Annotated in this window: 15 protein-coding genes, 1 tRNA gene and 1 pseudogene; 6 read left to right on the forward strand and 11 right to left on the reverse strand. The window is 62.8% G+C overall.

Annotated elements, in window-relative coordinates:
• On the forward strand, positions 1-526 hold a 526-nt coding region (locus CH266_RS05315; protein ID WP_141214500.1), incomplete at its 5' end, for an integrase core domain-containing protein.
• A gap of 603 nt (positions 527-1,129) precedes the next feature.
• Here CH266_RS05315 and CH266_RS05325 read toward each other — a convergent pair.
• The 4 genes from CH266_RS05325 to CH266_RS05340 all read right to left on the reverse strand — a co-directional run bounded on the left by CH266_RS05325 (position 1,130) and on the right by CH266_RS05340 (position 4,467).
• On the reverse strand, positions 1,130-2,005 hold the full coding sequence (locus CH266_RS05325; protein WP_094714899.1) for a DUF2637 domain-containing protein: 876 nt from the start codon (positions 2,003-2,005) through the stop codon (positions 1,130-1,132).
• Entirely contained in the window at positions 2,002-2,352 is a 351-nt protein-coding gene (locus CH266_RS05330) for a hypothetical protein (protein ID WP_037143995.1), read from the reverse strand. The genes CH266_RS05325 and CH266_RS05330 overlap by 4 nt, the downstream gene beginning before the upstream one ends.
• A complete protein-coding gene (locus tag CH266_RS05335) occupies positions 2,352-3,140 on the reverse strand; it encodes a ParA family protein (RefSeq protein WP_094714900.1) in 789 nt (262 codons plus the stop codon). The genes CH266_RS05330 and CH266_RS05335 overlap by 1 nt, the downstream gene beginning before the upstream one ends.
• Positions 3,141-4,269: 1,129 nt before the next feature.
• Positions 4,270-4,467 carry a helix-turn-helix transcriptional regulator gene (locus tag CH266_RS05340; RefSeq protein ID WP_094714985.1) on the reverse strand — a complete coding sequence of 66 codons (198 nt, stop codon included), beginning with the start codon at positions 4,465-4,467 and terminating at the stop codon, positions 4,270-4,272.
• Positions 4,468-4,605: 138 nt separating this feature from the next.
• Between CH266_RS05340 and CH266_RS05345 the strand changes: the two genes are divergently transcribed.
• Together CH266_RS05345 and CH266_RS05350 are read left to right on the forward strand one after the other, a co-directional pair.
• Entirely contained in the window at positions 4,606-5,241 is a 636-nt protein-coding gene (locus CH266_RS05345; protein WP_094714901.1) for a helix-turn-helix domain-containing protein, read from the forward strand.
• A 139-nt stretch (positions 5,242-5,380) separates the two neighbouring features.
• Positions 5,381-6,433 carry a tyrosine-type recombinase/integrase gene (locus CH266_RS05350; protein ID WP_255175849.1) on the forward strand — a complete coding sequence of 351 codons (1,053 nt, stop codon included), beginning with the start codon at positions 5,381-5,383 and terminating at the stop codon, positions 6,431-6,433.
• A 221-nt stretch (positions 6,434-6,654) separates the two neighbouring features.
• On the opposite strand, the gene CH266_RS05355 is transcribed toward CH266_RS05350, so the two are convergent.
• The 7 genes and pseudogenes from CH266_RS05355 to CH266_RS05385 all read right to left on the reverse strand — a co-directional run bounded on the left by CH266_RS05355 (position 6,655) and on the right by CH266_RS05385 (position 12,625).
• A tRNA-Leu gene (locus tag CH266_RS05355) sits at positions 6,655-6,728 on the reverse strand.
• A 44-nt stretch (positions 6,729-6,772) separates the two neighbouring features.
• Positions 6,773-8,207 (reverse strand): annotated as a pseudogene (locus CH266_RS26035) (TIGR00366 family protein).
• Between the two features lie 116 nt (positions 8,208-8,323).
• Positions 8,324-9,268 carry a Ppx/GppA phosphatase family protein gene (locus CH266_RS05365; RefSeq protein WP_094714903.1) on the reverse strand — a complete coding sequence of 315 codons (945 nt, stop codon included), beginning with the start codon at positions 9,266-9,268 and terminating at the stop codon, positions 8,324-8,326.
• On the reverse strand, positions 9,265-9,795 hold the full coding sequence (locus CH266_RS05370) for a DUF501 domain-containing protein (protein WP_094714904.1): 531 nt from the start codon (positions 9,793-9,795) through the stop codon (positions 9,265-9,267). The genes CH266_RS05365 and CH266_RS05370 overlap by 4 nt, the downstream gene beginning before the upstream one ends.
• Positions 9,792-10,280 carry an FtsB family cell division protein gene (locus tag CH266_RS05375; protein WP_027496114.1) on the reverse strand — a complete coding sequence of 163 codons (489 nt, stop codon included), beginning with the start codon at positions 10,278-10,280 and terminating at the stop codon, positions 9,792-9,794. Before CH266_RS05375 ends, CH266_RS05370 begins: the two co-directional genes overlap by 4 nt.
• 259 nt (positions 10,281-10,539) lie before the next feature.
• Positions 10,540-11,826 carry a phosphopyruvate hydratase gene (eno, locus tag CH266_RS05380; protein ID WP_094714905.1) on the reverse strand — a complete coding sequence of 429 codons (1,287 nt, stop codon included), beginning with the start codon at positions 11,824-11,826 and terminating at the stop codon, positions 10,540-10,542.
• An 88-nt stretch (positions 11,827-11,914) separates the two neighbouring features.
• Positions 11,915-12,625 (reverse strand): lytic transglycosylase domain-containing protein, encoded by a 711-nt coding sequence (locus CH266_RS05385; RefSeq protein WP_045842124.1) that lies wholly within the window; start codon positions 12,623-12,625, stop codon positions 11,915-11,917.
• Positions 12,626-12,814: 189 nt separating this feature from the next.
• Between CH266_RS05385 and efeU the strand changes: the two genes are divergently transcribed.
• From efeU to efeB, 3 genes are read left to right on the forward strand one after another with little or no spacing between them, the layout of a single operon-like run.
• Positions 12,815-13,696 carry an iron uptake transporter permease EfeU gene (efeU, locus tag CH266_RS05390; RefSeq protein WP_032373011.1) on the forward strand — a complete coding sequence of 294 codons (882 nt, stop codon included), beginning with the start codon at positions 12,815-12,817 and terminating at the stop codon, positions 13,694-13,696.
• 14 nt (positions 13,697-13,710) lie between these two features.
• Positions 13,711-14,850, forward strand: a complete 1,140-nt coding sequence (gene efeO, locus CH266_RS05395) for an iron uptake system protein EfeO (protein WP_032401194.1) — start codon at positions 13,711-13,713, stop codon at positions 14,848-14,850.
• Positions 14,831-16,081, forward strand: coding sequence for an iron uptake transporter deferrochelatase/peroxidase subunit (gene efeB / locus CH266_RS05400; protein WP_094714906.1), 1,251 nt, complete (start codon positions 14,831-14,833; stop codon positions 16,079-16,081). Before efeO ends, efeB begins: the two co-directional genes overlap by 20 nt.
• Positions 16,082-16,170: the final 89 nt, after the last annotated feature.

A 16,170-nucleotide genomic window follows, 5' to 3' on the forward strand; every position in this document is an offset into this window, starting at 1 on the left:
CCGAATCCCCGACGGCGGCGGACATCGCAAGCTCGGCCGCGCGATCGGAAAGCGGCACAACAAGAAACAGGGCCGCGGTTACTCCTACGTCCATCACGCCGTCGACGATCACAGCCGGCTCGCGTATTCGGAGATCCTCGGTGACGAACGCAAAGAAACCGCCTCGGGGTTCTTCGAGCGCGCCAAAGCCTACTTCGCAGCCCATGACATCACGATCGCGCGTGTGCTGACCGACAACGGATCCTGTTACCGCTCAACACTGTTCGCGCAGACCCTAGGCCCTGGAATCAAGCACAAACGAACCAGGCCGTATCGGCCGCAGACCAACGGCAAAGTCGAACGATTCAACCGAACCCTCAACCAGGAATGGGCCTACGCGAACACCTACCTCTCCGACGAAGCCAGAGCGGCGACCTACCAAGACTGGATCCATCACTACAATCACCACCGACCCCACACCGGCATCGGCGGCAAGTCACCCATCGAGCGACTGACCGTCCACAACGTCCCCGGGAAGAACACCTAGTGCGACGATCATCTGCGCTTCGTCGGTGGCTGCGGAGGAAGCGGTGATAGTGGCCTGTTGGGGTCCGGAGACCAGGACGGTTGTGTGGGTGACGATTCCGGTGGTCCGGGCGTTGTGTGCGGCGGTGGTCCGTCGTCCTGTGCTGGAAGTATTCTGCGGCATGTCGGGCTCTCTTTCTGTTGCGGAACCGGCTCCCCCGGCCCTTTCGCTCTGCCAATTTCTTTCGCCGTCATCTGGCTCGAAGGAGAGAAGGCGGCGCACTGGACCGGCGTCCTGGCCCTGATCCGGAAAGTTTTCAGCCGCAGGCGCTTTGAAAGGTTTTCGGAGCCCATCGGGCCGGAGCAACGCGGAGTCAGGGTTGGGTAAGACGGGTCAGGGTGTTGCATGCTCGACCGGAGCCAGATGTGCGAAGGAAATTGTTCTTTCTGCTGTGCGGAGCGCAGCGGAGCTCAATCCGGAGACCGCCGGAGGTGGTCCCAGGGCAGCGCGTGCCTCGACGCAGACTGAGTCATCCGGGCGCGACCACCTCCCAGCCATCGACAGCCTGGGGCGATTGCGCGGGAGCGACGGAAAGCAACCAGGCTCGATGTCGCGGTAGCACTTCTATCCTGCGGACATGCGGTCACGCTCGCTGGCTGGCTTGTCATCAAACCTGGATTGCCCGTCCTGGTGGCCATCGACGATCCCTGCGGTGACTTCTTCCCACTTCCGATATCGGCGCATCGCGGTCGATGCAACGGAGCCGTCCGTTTCTCTACCGATTCGTGCCCACGACCATTCGCGGTGGGCGTGTCGGAGCCGCGCTGTTTCCGCAACTTCCGGTGTGAGGTCGTCTACTTGCAGTCGAGGCGAGTCCGGCGTGTCGACCTGTTCTCCACAGGAGCCGTCCTCACCTTCTGGATCGTCCCCACTCAGGTTCCGGCCTCGGTGGGCGAACTCAGCATCTGCCCAATCCGGTTGTTCTATCGCAGCACTTGGAGCAGATTCCGCCCTAACGGTCCCACGGGGCGCACGAAGTATGACGGCCAGCACTTCGGTCATTGCAAGGAGCGCAATAGGTGCAATGGTGGCAATACCCGCCGAGACGACGGCCGGAAGCAAGGTCGCACTCAACACTGCGTGGTACGAGTTACCCGCAATCGACGCCGATGCGGCAACACGCAAGATCGTGACGACGAAGCGACGGCCCTTGATCGTGCGGTTATCCGTATGATTCGACAGCGCAATGGCTGTCACTGTTGTCGAGACAATTGCGCCGTCCAACACCACTGGAATCACCCACGCCTCGCCGGGACCTATCCCAGCCATCACCGCGAGATCACGCAACACAGCGAAACTGAGCCAGAAGGACGCCCCGGCAATGCCTACTGTCAGCGCAACGGCCGTTGCCAGGGCCCACTGCAAGATCGCTGGATGGAGCGCAACGACGTCTGACGGCTTCGTTGTCAACGGAGTTGCCGCGGAGTGTGATCGGCTCATCGGATTCTCGGTCCTCGTGCGAGGGGGCCCGTTCGTTGCGGGAACGGCGCACCGTCGTTGAATCTGTTGCGCAACAACTCCAAGTAGTCTTCGATTGCCGCATTGACCAGATCTGACGGGCCTCGCGGCGCGCCGGGCGTTGCGGACAGCGCTTCGGCTGCATTGAGAAGATCGTCGACGGTGGACTGGTAAAGGTAGTACGAACGCTTCTGTTTTGCGTTGTCCGGTGACGGTTGCGCAACGGTCTCGGCCGACGAAACTGTGTCGTGGGGCTGCCGCGAGTTCTCCGGCGGATCGACTGGGCTCGATCCGGCGAGTGCGCTCTTCATACGTTCGGGCCGGGCCATCAGAGGTGTCCCTTCGTGAGCAGCGCAAGAGTGTCGCGATAGATCGTCGACAGGCTGCGAGATTGTGTTGTCCCCCAGTCGACCAGGCTGGTTTGGGCCTCCATCGAGTCTTTGATGACAACCCGCTTGGGAACGGCATCGCCGAGAACGTCGATGCTTGAGGCGATCTCGATCAATTGTTCTCGGCCGCTGATCGTCGCGATCTCGTGGAGGTTGACGATCGCACCGAGCATGGCGAGGTCCGGGTTGTAGCTGCGCTTGACTGCATCGATGGTGCGCAGCAATCGCGCGAGTCCATTGGCTGAAAACAGCGCGGACTGAGTCACGACGACGGCGGCGCGCGCTGCAACAAGGGCGTTGATAGTCAGCAGATCGAGGCTAGGTGGGCAATCGATGAGGATCACGTCGTACACGCCTCGTACGAGATCGATTGCGTCGCGAAGCCGCCGTTCTCGGCCGGCACCGGCGACGACCAATTGATCGCGGACGTAGGCCAGGGACTCGTTTCCCGGTGACGTGGGTACCAGGTCTACGCCAGGCCAGATGGTGGGGACGACAGCATCGGCGATGGTCGCGTTCGACGACTCGGCGAGTACGTCGGCAACACCGACATCGTCGCTCTCGAGTTCGGTCCTGCTCAGGACCGTGCTGGCGTTGCCTTGCGGATCCACGTCGACAACAAGCGCGCGCTTACCCGCTTGAGCAACGGCGTAGGCGAGGTGAAAAACGGTGGTGGTCTTGCCCACCCCGCCCTTCTGGTTGCAGAACGCAAAGATGTCAGCGGGCATGGTGGGTCTCACTTTCCATGGATGCATGGGACGAATTGGGGGTATAGCGGGAATGGGATGTCATGCACGCCTTGGAACCGAGGGATGTGTCGTGCCCCGTACAAGTGTTGGTTGTATTGCGGGTACGGGGCCTGATTCGCGAGTCGCGTCCCAGAGGCGAAAGGCATGCCATAGTGGTATGAGAAGCTTTTACTTCCAATACATCCCGGGTGTGAGTGACATCCCTTGTGTGCATGGGAGGTGGAACCACCGCAGGACATATGACATCCGGCGCCCGCGAGTCATCTGAGGCACTCTTTGCGGGTAATTCAGGTATGGGACTGGCGGGCAACGCCGCCGTACCGCTAGCGGGAGCGGCCTGCACTGGCGGGCTGCTGCTCTCGTGTCCAAGGAACCAAGTGTGTTGCCCTGGTTGCATCTTCGAGAATCTCGCGTCCACAACGGATACGAGCAAGAGCGCGGCAAGGATTGAAAAATCGAGGTCTGAATGACGGTTCGCCATGCCAGGCAACTCAGTGATGTCTGCATTGCAGATGGGTCGAGAACTCAACTGGTACCTCCATAGTGGTGACGTATGACAGACAAGGGACTTCGTTCGTTCCTCCGGACCCCCCATGGCCCCTGAGCCAATTTCCGCACCCACGTTGTCCGCTCCACGCCCGATAGCCCCGCGCCTCGATGGGCGCGCGGCTAATCGGTATCGCCACCCGTTCGATGATCAGTCGAGCTGGTGGTGCCTCGGGGCCGGTCTCCGAGGATTTACAAAGGGTGCACAGGCCGGCGGCAGGCTGGTGTTACGTCGGGCTCTGCCAGAAAACGACGCTGCTGCGGTACATCAGGCCTTGCTAGGAAGTTCCGTGGCCAAGGCTTGTGGACGCGAGCAGAAGAACTCGACCGCGCTGTCGCGGGTCGAAACATGCGTCATCGCCCGCTCGGCCCCTGACCTAAATCGAGGGCGGAGAACGGTGACTCGGCGAAATCTCTTGAATGACTTATCAAGACGCTCTATGATCGGTGACGAAGCTCCTTCCTCACGGGTTGTGGTTTCGACGCCCTCGGCCTCAGTGCTGGTAACACTGAGATTTTCCGGGGGCGTTTCATCTTCTTGAGGGACAATTCGCTCTGGGCCTCACGCGACGCCTGAGCTGGCGTCGGATTGCGCCTCAAGACCTTCGATGTACTCATCGATGGCCGTATCCGGGATCAGCCGGCGCTTGCCGATCTTGACGCTCCGGATTTCTCCGGACGCGATCTTGTTGAAAAAGTTGGATCGTCCAAGTCCCGTGCAAGCCATAGCCTCCGGGACAGACAGCAACCGTCTGGGCATCTTCAGCACCTCCACTGAATTGTGTAGTAAAGCCACATTTTGTGGTCATATTTGATCAGTCCACGTGGTTCCACCACAGAGTAACAAGTACGTAGCCATCCCACAACGACAGGACAATCTCCGCTAGACTGCGTAACCATGACGCAGTCGTGGGCGGAATCGATCGTTGCCCGGGTCGCCTCGGAAGTGCGCCGACTCCGGGGGAAAGACCACTCCGCTCTATCCGCAGCAAAGCTTGCCGACAGGACGGTTGACTTCGGGTGGGGGATCTCGCGATCTGTAGTCGCGGACTTGGAAACCGGACGCAAGAAGAGCCTGGACGTCTCGGAACTCCTGATTTTGGCTGCGGCACTGGGAGTCTCACCAGCGCAACTGGTCTATCCAGACCTCCCCAAGGGAACAGTCGAGGTCCTCCCAGGGCTGCAGCAGGAGTCTCACGATGCCCTCCGCTGGTTCAGTGGGGAGGCCGGGCTGATGCGGCCGAGCTCCGAGTGGGCCGAGGAGGAATCCGATGCTCCCTTCGAAATGTGGGTACGTGACACCTTCGACCCGAAGAACGATCGCGTCGGAATCACTCGTGAATGGCTCGATGCGTTGAAGGCAATGCGGCGTGCTCGGGTACAGCTCCGAAACGGCCTTTCCAAGAACGAATCAGCTGAGCACATCGAGTCGATGCAGTACCTGTACGAGGATGCACGTAGACGTTCGGAGGACCTGTTTCGGCGCATGACGGATCTGGGCATGAGCATGGGAGACGAGGACCGCGATGGCTAGAAATCAGCTACCACCTCAGATCCGGAAGATCACCGTCCGCGACAGGAAGTCGCACAAACCACTAATTCGCTATCAAGTCACAGTCGATACGGGTACCCGTACGGCCGTGGAGGTGGACGCTGACGGAGTACCTAGGACTGTGTCTAAGCGGACACAGACTCGCCGACGGTACAAGACCGAGCAAGAGGCCAGGACCGCGCTGGCCGCCACACTGAACTCGGTCAACGACGGGCTCTACGTGCATACGTCGGAGTTGACCGTGGAAATGGCGATCGAGTATTGGCTGACCTCGAAGCACTCGCTCAAGCCGTCGTCCCTTCACGGTCATCGAACAAACCTTCGCCCGGTTGTTTCAGAGCTCGGTCAAATTCCCATTCAGAAGCTCACAAAGCCCCACATCGAGTCATTGGTCAAGGCATTGCGAGCGGGTGGCCTGCCGACACCACAGGGCCGCCCACGCAAACCATGGTCGGCGCGCACTGTCAACTACATGCTCGGACTTCTGTCTTCGGTTCTGCAAGACCAGATGAGACAGGGCAACATCGTTCGAAACGTTGCTGCGATGGTCGACCGGTTGCCGTCCGAGGCTCGCGAGATGGACACACTGTCCAGGACCGAGGCGGCTAAACTCCTCGCCCATGTTGGCCGCGAGCCCTTGCCCCAGGCATGGCAATTGGCGATGCACGGATTGAGAAGGGGCGAGATCGCAGGCCTGCGCTGGTCGGACGTGGACTTGACCAAGTCGAAGCTCAAGATCACGAACACCCGCATCGCGGTAGGCAGCACGATAATCGAAGGACCACCGAAGACGAAGAAGTCTCGGCGCACGCTGCCACTTACCAAACCCCTTGCCGCCGCACTGAAGGCAGCGAAAGCGCAACAGGCCCAGGAGAAATTGACGCTCGGCGAGCACTACCAGGACTCAGATTATGTAGTGCGCCTTCCGACTGGACTTCCGGTGCACCCGAATCTACTGACGTTCAGGTGGAAGAAGATCCTCGAGTCGGCCGGCCTCAAGCACGTGCGCCTTCATGACGCGCGCCATACGTGCGCGACTCTCATGCACCGGCAAGGAATTCCCATTGCTGTCATTGCAGCCTGGCTCGGGCACGCCTCGGCCGCCTTCACCCTGAGCGTCTACGCACACTCTCAGGAAGAGGCCTTGATGGAAGCGGCAAGCAGCTTCGAGTAGCGCCGTTTCTTCTGCCCTGCGGAGGGCTCCATCAGCAATGTTCTACGGTCGCTCGGGGAACTCACATTGGGCGGTTGGTCCGGGCGAATCCATGTGGATTCGTTGGCGTGTTCGAGCGCCGATCCAGAGCAGTTAATTCGAGTTGTGACATTCTGTGACACCGAAGTGCGTGTTCGAACCATGATTGAAGCGCCATAACGCTCTGACCTGCCGAAACAGAGTGCCCCCAGTCGGACTCGAACCGACACTGTGCGGATTTTAAGTCCGCTGCCTCTGCCAATTGGGCTATAGGGGCCACCGCTGGAGTCGCGCTCCGGCGGTGACGATCATATCGGGCTGCTATTGCGCCGGGATGACCGGCGGCACGAAGTCGAAGGTCATGCCGAGGAGCCACACGAGCAGCAGGACCACCGGGAAGTGGAAGATGAACTGCAGGAACGTGAATCCGATCAGATCGCGCGCCCGCAGTCCCAGTACGGCCAGCAGCGGGAGCATGAAGAACGGGTTGATCAGGTTCGGCAGGGCCTCGGCGACGTTGTTGATCTGGACGGTCCAGCCGAGGTTCATTTGCACGTCTGTGGCCGACTGCATTACGTACGGCGCTTCGACGAGCCACTTACCGCCACCGGAGGGGACGAAGAGCCCGAGTATGACGGTGTAGATCGCGATGACCACGGCGAATCCGCCGCCACTGCCGATGTCGGTGAAGAAATTCGCGAGGTGTTCGGAGATCCTGACGCCTCCCCTGCCCTCCGCTTTGGTCAGCATGGCGGCCATCGCGGCGTAGAGCGGAAACTGCACGAGGATCCCCGCAGTGGCGGGGACCGCCTTGCTGACCGAATCGAGGAAGCGCCGCGGGGTGCCGTGCAGCACGAGCCCGAGCATCAGGAACACCAAGAGATAGCCGTTGAGACTACTGACGACCGACAGCACCGGCAGCGTCAACAGCTGGGAGACAAGCCATCCCAGCGTCATTGCCGGCGAAGAGCGGAAGGATGCGGCTGTATTCGAGCCACTCCCCCGGCCTGGTGCGCGGTGCCGGTTCAGCGACGGTGTCGTCCAGATTGACCTCCATGTCAGCGGCAGTCTTGATCGCGGCACCCTTCGGAGCAGACACGTGTGCGATGACGACCGTCAACACGATGATGATGACGCACATCAGCAGCGACTGCCACGTGAAGATGGTCGTACCGAAATCGAGGACACCCGTTATCGAAAGCAGTGTCGCCGGAAGCGAACTGGCCGTCGCCTGCAACTGAGCAGCTGAGGACGACATGCCCAGCGCCCACACCGCTCCGAGTCCCATGAATGCCGCAGCCCCGAGAGCCCGATAGTCCGTCCGCAAATCGTCACGCCGCGCGATGGCACGGGCCAACAGACCGGCGAACACCAGACTCAGACCCCAGTTGAGGAACGAGACCGAACAGGACAGCAGCGAAACGAAACTGACTGCGCTACTGGAACTCTTGGGCACCTGCGCCAATCGGGTGATCGATCTGGCGACCGGTGGAGAGGTTGCCACGACGTAGCCGGTGAGAACGACCATTGCCATCTGGAGCGTGAAGGCCGTCAGGTCCCAGAAACCGTTTCCGAATGCGTCGACCACATTCTGCGGAGACGACCCGTTTGCGAAGGCAGCGACCGCCACTACGACCACGCCGGCGAGGGCGAAGATGTACGCGTCGGGAAACCACTTCTCGGTTCCCTTGGCGAGCGCTTGCGCTACGCGCGCCAGACCTTTCTCAGCCGGGGCCTGCTGGGCGGGTGTCGTCATCGGTGGTCCTAGCCTCGTCGGGAGCAGTGACGTGAGCCACAGCGCCTATCAGGCTTCACCGAAACACGAAGCGATGCAACCTACATCGCCGCAGACCGGGTCTGCAGAATTGCAGATCAGATCTTGATCGACATCGCGATGCCGTCGAGGATGTCGTGTTCACTGACCGTCAACGAGCTCACAGCACCGCGTCGCTCGAACTCCTCGGCCAATACGCTGCACACGATTGCTCCGCCGCCGATGACGTCGACCCGACCGGGATGCATGGGGCCCAACGCACTTCGCTGCGTATGCGTCATGCCGATCAGTCGCTCGCACACCTCGAACAACTCCGAGAAGGGCACACGCGACAAGTGCACGGCGTCTGCGTCGTACTCGGGTAGTTCCTTGGCGATGGCCGCGATGGTCGTCATCGTGCCGGCCACACCGACCCAGCTCGACGCGTCGCCGATCGACACGTCCTCGAACGCCTCCGCCAACTTCTCGCGGGCGTACTCACGCGCACCGTTGATCTCGTCTGCGGTGGGCGGATCCGAATGCAGGAATCGTTCGGTCAGACGGACACAGCCGATGTTCGCCGAGAACGCCGCCTTGACGCCTTTGGCGTCGCCCAGTACGAGCTCGGTAGAACCGCCGCCCAGATCGACGACCAGGAAAGGGCCTGCAGCAGAGTCGAGTTCACCGACTGCACCGGCGAAGGACAACCGCGCTTCCTCGTCGCCGGTGATCACCTCAGCTTCGGCACCGGGGATGACCTTCCCCAACACCTCGCGCACCATCGAGAAGAAGTCCTCGCGATTCGACGCATCACGGGTGGCGGAGGTGGCGACCATCCGCACTGCGGTGGCCCCGGTCTTACGGATGATCTCCGCGTACTCCACCAATGCAACACGGGTGCGCTCGATGGCCTCGGGCACGAAGGCTCCGGTCGCGTCGACGCCTTGCCCCAAGCGCACGACCCGCATCTCACGAGCGACGTCAGCAAGGGTCTTACCGTTGTTGTCTGCGACGAGCAGGCGGATGGAGTTGGTGCCGCAATCGATCGCTGCAACCCTGGTCATGATTTCTCCGCACGTAGTTCTTCGATGGTCGGCCAATCGGCCGGAATAGCTTTGCCGCGCAACGCGTTTTCGGCTGCCAATGCCACCGACTCGTCGCCGAGCGGATTGACTCCTGGCCCCTTGGCCAACGAATGCGCGATCAACACATGCAGGCACTTGACGCGGTCGGGCATGCCGCCGCCGGTGAAATCCGTTCCGAGAGATTCGATCTCGTTGCGCTCAGCCAGGTACGACTCGTGTGCACGCAAATAGGCGGCAGCCAATTCCGGATCGGTGCCCAAGCGTTCGGTCATCTCACGCATGACTCCGGCCGATTCCTGCCGACTGGCTTCTGCCGTCAATCGCGGGTCGGTCAAGTAGTACAGGGTGGGAAACGGAGTGCCGTCGGGCAACTTCGGGGCAGTTTTCACCACACCCGGCCTGCCGTCCGGAGATCGATACGCGATTTCGAGTACGCCACGCGGTTCACGTCCGAGCTGCGATGCGACCGCATCGAGATCTTCCTGCGAGACTGCCGAGGAATTCACCCGACGGGTCCCCCTTCTGGTTCTGGCACCGGCGGGGCCGGAGCGGGTTCTGGCTGTACGACGGGCATGGGTGCGGACGTGGGCTCCGACGGCTCGTCCGATCCCTGCGGCTGCACCGCGGTGTTCCACAGGTCGGTGTACCACGGCCCGGTCGGGGTGTTGTCCACCTCGAGATCCTTGGAGCTCGGCGAGTAGTCACCGGGGAGCTGCACCTGATATGGCGTCTCCCCCGGCATGACGAACCGCAGCCGCTCGCGAGCATCGGCAGCGATACGGGACGGTTCGTTGAGCTGAGATTTCTGGGTCTCGAGCGCGTCGACCTCATCCTGCAGGGTCTGACGCTCCGCCAACACGGACTCGAGCTCGCCGCGTTGCGAGAAGTAGGTCCTGAGCGGCACGGCCAGCGTCAGCGCCAACGCGCACACCACGACTCCGAGAATGACCGCGCGTCCGGTGGACAGCCCGAAGAACGTTCGCTCAGGCATCTTGGGTCTACGAACACCGACGCGTCTGGGAGCGGCTTTGCCACCCACCACCGCGTCACGCGCCTGATCGGACGGCTCCGGTGGAGTGGCCGGCCGGCCGGAGGCGGTCTCGTCGCGAGACGCACCCCCGGTCGGCTTCGAGCGATTCGGAGACGAAGGACGGCCGCGGGGTCGGGGATCCCGTCCACCTGGACTGGTCCCGGACCTCCCGCGTCGTGCCATCATTCACTCTCCACTTCGTGCATACGTATCGGTTGACTCAGCCCTCGTAATTGAACCGGGGGAAAGCCAGCTCGCCTGCGTAACGCGCCGCGTCACCCAGAGCTTCTTCGATTCGCAGCAACTGGTTGTACTTGGCGACGCGCTCGCTTCGGGCGGGGGCACCGGTCTTGATCTGCCCGCTGCCGACGGCAACTGCCAGGTCAGCGATGGTGGTGTCCTCGGTTTCGCCGGAACGGTGGCTCATCATCGTCTTGTAGCCGTTGCGATGGGCCAGATCCACTGCATCGAGGGTCTCGGTCAGCGTGCCGATCTGGTTGACCTTGACCAGCAGTGCGTTGGCCGCGCCCTTGACGATGCCGTCTTCGAGACGCTCGGGGTTGGTGACGAACAGGTCGTCGCCGACGAGCTGAACCTTGTCGCCGATCGATTCGGTGAGTGCGACCCAGCCGTCCCAGTCGTTCTCGTCGAGCGGATCCTCGATGGAGACCAGCGGGTAGGCGTCGACGAGCTCGCCGTAGAAGGCCGACATCTGCTCGGCGGACTTGGTCTCACGCTCGAAGGCGTAGCCGGTGCCCGCGGTGTAGAACTCGGTGGCCGCCACGTCGAGGGCGAGCGCGACATCCTGGCCGGGCTTGAGACCGGTCTTGCCGATGGCCTCGAGGATCAGGTCGAGAGCTGACTTGGTGCCGGCGAGATCGGGAGCGAAGCCGCCCTCGTCGCCGAGGCCGGTGGACAGGCCCTTGGCCTTGAGCACTGCCTTGAGTGCGTGGTAGACCTCGGCACCCCAGCGCAGCGACTCCTTGAACGTGGCCGCACCGATCGGCGCAATCATGAATTCCTGCACGTCGACGCCACTGTCTGCGTGCGCGCCACCGTTGATGATGTTCATCATCGGCACCGGCAGGATGTGGGCGTTCGGGCCACCGAGGTAGCGGAAGAGCTCGAGTCCGGTGGACTCCGCAGCAGCCTTGGCGACGGCGAGCGAGACACCCAGCAGGGAGTTCGCGCCGAGGCGGGACTTGTCGGGAGTGCCGTCGAGGTCGAGAAGGGCCTGGTCGACGGTGCGCTGCTCGATGGCGTCGAGGCCGATGACGGCGGGTGCAATCTCGTCGAGCACCGCGTTGACGGCCTTCTCGACGCCCTTGCCGCCGTAGCGGTCTCCGCCGTCACGAAGCTCGACGGCCTCGTGCTCACCGGTGGATGCGCCGGAGGGAACGGCTGCACGGGTCAACGTCCCGTCGTCCAATGCGACCTCGACCTCAACCGTGGGGTTGCCACGGGAATCGAGGATCTCGCGAGCTCCGACCTGCTCAATGATGGCCACGAATGCTTCTCCTAGTAACGGGGACCGGCGGACTGTGCCGGGTGCAAGACTAGCCGCTGTTGCATGGTGCCCGCGATGCACGGAGTTTCTACGGCCTGGTGCCCACCGAGTACGCGGCCGCTCGATCTCGCACGTCGCGCAGGTACTGGCCCGAGAGGTTGTACGCCATCAACGCGCTCTCCCACCCCTGCGCCGTCCGCAGATCACCGCCGCGCGCGCAGAGATAACGCGCCGCCGTCAGAGCGGCGTCGTCGATGTTGTCCGGATCTGCGATGCCGTCGCCGTTGGCGTCGACTCCCCATTTCTTCCACGTCTCGGGGATGAACTGCATGGGTCCCATCGCACGATCGAACTCGGCATCGCCGTCCATCGATCCGCCGTCGGTGTCCGGGATCTCGGCGACGCCTGGGCCGCCGTCGAGTGGGATTCCGCGAATCGGCGGTGCGACGAGTCCGTCGGGTTGCACGGAAGATCCCTGGTAGGTGCCGTGCCGACTCTCGATGTACCCGATCCCGGCCAGTGTCGTCCAGGCGATGCCGCAGTCCGCGTCGGTCTCGGCCATGATCGCGGCAGCGTGCCCGTACGACGCGAGTGCGGTCACCGAGATACCGAGCGCATCGGTCTGCGGCTCTGCCCAGGCAATGAGCAGATCGGCCGTTCGGCCGGGCGCATTGAAGTCGATGATCGGCACCTCCGTGCCCGGGCCGGGCGGAATGCCCTCGGGAATCTCACGCTTCGGCTCGCTGCTGCCACATGCGGTGAGCGCAAGGAGTACCGATGCGGTGGCGAGCACGCAGATTCGTGAGATCACCTCACCATCCTGCACACGGAAGGTAATAGAAAGCTAAAGGCCGATAAAACCCCAGTACAACGTGCATAAGGACCAGGTTGCAGGGTGTATGTTTCTGTCAACCTTCACGCATGAGGGTCGCCTACCCTTCGCGAGGCAAGGCGTACCAATGTTCGACGCACAACAGGAGCACCTTCCGTGTCCGTACTGGCTGCCGCAGGATCTGCGCCGTCGATCGCTACCCAGATGTTCGGCAGCGGTCTGATCGGTCTTCGCGAGGGTCTCGAGACCGGCATCGTGGTGATGATTCTCGTGGCGTTCCTCGTCAAGGCGAACCGCCGCGACGCCCTCAAGTGGGTGTGGCTGGGAGTCGGCCTGGCCGTCGCGATGGTGGCGGCGATCTTCTTCGTGATCCACTACGGCACGTCCACCGTCACCGGACTGACGGCCGAGATCATCGCGGGAGCGGCCTCGCTGGTCGCCGTCGTCATCGTCACGGCCATGGTCCTGTGGATGCGCACCGCCGCCAAGAACATCTCCGGCGAGCTGCGGGCGAACATGGAGAAAGCACTCACCGTCGGGCCTGCGGCAGTGCTGACGCTCTCGTTCTTCGCCGTCGGCCGTGAGGGTGTCGAGACGGCACTGCTCATGGTCGGGTACGCCGAGAACACCAACGGCAGCCTGTGGCCACTGCTCGGACTTCTACTGGGCATCGTCGTCGCCGCAGTACTGACGGTGTTCCTGTACTTCGGCGCGGTGCGCATCAACTTTGCCGTGTTCTTCAAGTACACCGGCATCTTCCTCATCGTGGTCGCCGCCGGAATCCTGGCCTACGGCATCCGCGCCCTGCAGATCGGCGGAGTCCTACCCGGTGGCAGCGCTGTCGCCTTCGACATCACCGCACACTTCGATGCCTCGAGCTGGTACGGCACCGTGCTCGCCGGCATCTTCAACTTCCGCCCCGAACCCACTGTCTTCCAAGCGATCGCGTGGGTGCTGTACATCGTCGTCGTGTTGTTCCTCTTCCTCCGCCCGGTCCGCGTTCCCGCGGCTCCCGAGCCTGTACTTCAGAACTCCTGAAAGGCACCACCACCATGCGTCGTACCACCTACGCTCTGGCCGCGGTCGCGGTTCTACCGATGGCCCTGGCCGGATGCACCGAGAAGTCCTCGACCGAGGCCGCATCGGGCGATATCGCCGTCACGGCCACCGACTCGTCCTGCGACGTCGGTGCAACCGAGGGCACCACCGGAAACTCCACGTTCCAGATCACCAACAACGGCAGCAAGGTCACCGAGTTCTACGTCTACGGCGAGGGCGACCGCGTCATGGGCGAGGTCGAGAACATCGGACCGGGTCTGACGCGTCAGCTCATCGTCGCTCTGCCCGACCCCGGCACGTACCAAACCGCATGCAAGGCAGGCATGGTGGGCGACGGCGTCCGGGCCGACTACGTCGTGACCGGCGATTCGGTTCGCCAGACGGACGAGGACGGCTTGCTCGCCGAGGCAGCCGACGGCTACAAGCGCTACGTCGTCAGTCAGATCGACGCGTTGCAAGAGACCACGACGTCGTTCGTCACCGCGGTCAAGAGCGGCGACGTTGCCGCAGCCAAGGCCCAGTTCCCCATCGCGCGTAGCTATTACGAGCGCATCGAGCCGGTCGCCGAGAGCTTCCCGGACGATCTCGATCCGCGCATCGACCTGCGCGAGCCCGACGTCGAGCCCGGCGCGGAGTGGACCGGCTTCCACCGCATCGAGAAGGACCTGTGGACGCAGGGACTGCAGCCCGACACCAACGCGATGGCCGATCAGCTCGAGGCCGACATCACCGAACTTGCAGACAAGATCAAGGCCGACGACTTCACCATCGACCCCGTCCAGGTCGCCGGTGGCGCACAGGGATTGCTCGACGAGGTCGCCAAGACCAAGATCAGCGGTGAAGAGGACTTCTTCTCGCACACCGACCTGTGGGACTTCCAGGCCAACGTCGACGGCTCGCAGGCAGCCATCGCGGCCGTGCGTCCGATCCTCGACGAGCGCAACGCCGAACTGGGCACCGCGATCGACGCCCGCTTCGCAGAACTCGACGCCGAACTCGCCAAGTACCGCAGCGGCGACGGCTTCGTCTTCTACGACACCGTGACCGAACCGCAGCGACAGGAACTGTCGAACAAGATCGACGCACTGTCCGCCGAAGTGAGCCAGGTGCAGGGTGTCGTTGCCGGACAATAAGACTGGACAATTCTCCCGGCGGCGCCTGTTCGGTGCCGTCGGGACCGGGGCTGCACTCGTCGGAGTCGGGGCCATCGCGGGACACGCGACGGCCTCGGGAGCCGAGGTGCCGACGTCGGACGTCGTCGAGTTCCGCGGCGACCATCAGGCCGGCATCGTCACCCCGGCGCAGGACCGCATGCACTTCGTCGCGTTCGACGTCACCACCGACTCGCGCGAGGATTTCGTTGCGCTGCTGAAGAAGTGGACCCTGATGGCCGAGCGGTTGGTGCATGGCGAGGAGACGTTCGACGGCGGAGCTGTCGACGGTGGCCAGTACAACCCGCCCACCGACACCGGTGAGGCGCTGGGCCTGTCCGCATCGTCGCTGACGCTGACGATCGGTTTCGGTCCGGCACTGTTCGATCGATTCGATCTGGCCTCCAAAAGGCCTGCGTCGCTTGCCGATCTGCAGCACTTCCCGGCCGACAACCTCGACCCCCGCCGCTCAGGCGGAGACCTGTGCATCCAGGCCTGCGCCGACGACCCGCAGGTTGCCGTGCACGCCATTCGCAACCTCGCCCGGGTCGGCTTCGGCACGGTCTCGGTCAAGTGGTCTCAGCTGGGCTTCGGGCGTACCTCGTCCACCTCGACCACCCAGGACACCCCGCGAAACCTGTTCGGCTTCAAGGACGGGACCGCCAACCTCAAGGCCGAGGACCCGTCTTTGCTGGACGACAACGTCTGGGTTGCCCCTGACGATGATCAGGAATGGATGGCAGGTGGCTCCTACCTCGTGGCCCGCCGCATCCGCATGCTCATCGAATCGTGGGACCGCACCACGCTGAAGGAACAAGAGCGAGTGATCGGACGCAGCAAGGGAACTGGCGCACCGCTCGGCCAGAAGGACGAATTCGACGCACTCGATTTCGAGTCACAGGGACCCGAGGGCACCTTCATCGACAAGACCGCACACGTGCGTCTGGCGTCGAAGGAAAACCTCGGCGGCGTCCAGATCCTGCGTCGGGGATACAACTTCACCGACGGATCGGACGGCTTCGGCCACCTCGACGCCGGACTGTTCTTCATCGCCTACTGCCGCGATCCCCTGACCCAATTCGTCCCGATGCAGTTGGCCCTGTCTCGCAAGGACGCACTGAACGAATACATCCAACACGTGGGGTCTGCGGTATTCGCCTGCCCACCCGGCGTCGGAGAATCCGAATACTGGGGTTCGACGCTGTTCGAGTGATTCTTCGCCGGCCCCACCCCGTCCGGGCGGTGAGTTCGTGCACGCGGTTCGGTCTACACCGTCGTATGTTTTCGTCATCGACATCGGGA

Source organism: Rhodococcus sp. 06-1474-1B (genome assembly GCF_002258885.1).
In the GTDB taxonomy this organism is placed as follows: domain Bacteria; phylum Actinomycetota; class Actinomycetes; order Mycobacteriales; family Mycobacteriaceae; genus Rhodococcoides; species Rhodococcoides fascians.

Excerpts from the sequence above, each read along its gene's own strand:
- CH266_RS05325 (WP_094714899.1), bottom strand. The coding sequence starts at position 2,005 with ATGAGCCGATCACACTCCGCGGCAACTCCGTTGACAACGAAGCCGTCA.
- CH266_RS05330 (WP_037143995.1), bottom strand. The coding sequence starts at position 2,352 with ATGGCCCGGCCCGAACGTATGAAGAGCGCACTCGCCGGATCGAGCCCA.
- CH266_RS05335 (WP_094714900.1), bottom strand. The coding sequence starts at position 3,140 with ATGCCCGCTGACATCTTTGCGTTCTGCAACCAGAAGGGCGGGGTGGGC.
- CH266_RS05340 (WP_094714985.1), bottom strand. The coding sequence starts at position 4,467 with ATGCCCAGACGGTTGCTGTCTGTCCCGGAGGCTATGGCTTGCACGGGA.
- CH266_RS05345 (WP_094714901.1), top strand. The coding sequence starts at position 4,606 with ATGACGCAGTCGTGGGCGGAATCGATCGTTGCCCGGGTCGCCTCGGAA.
- CH266_RS05365 (WP_094714903.1), bottom strand. The coding sequence starts at position 9,268 with ATGACCAGGGTTGCAGCGATCGATTGCGGCACCAACTCCATCCGCCTG.
- CH266_RS05375 (WP_027496114.1), bottom strand. The coding sequence starts at position 10,280 with ATGCCTGAGCGAACGTTCTTCGGGCTGTCCACCGGACGCGCGGTCATT.
- efeO (WP_032401194.1), top strand. The coding sequence starts at position 13,711 with ATGCGTCGTACCACCTACGCTCTGGCCGCGGTCGCGGTTCTACCGATG.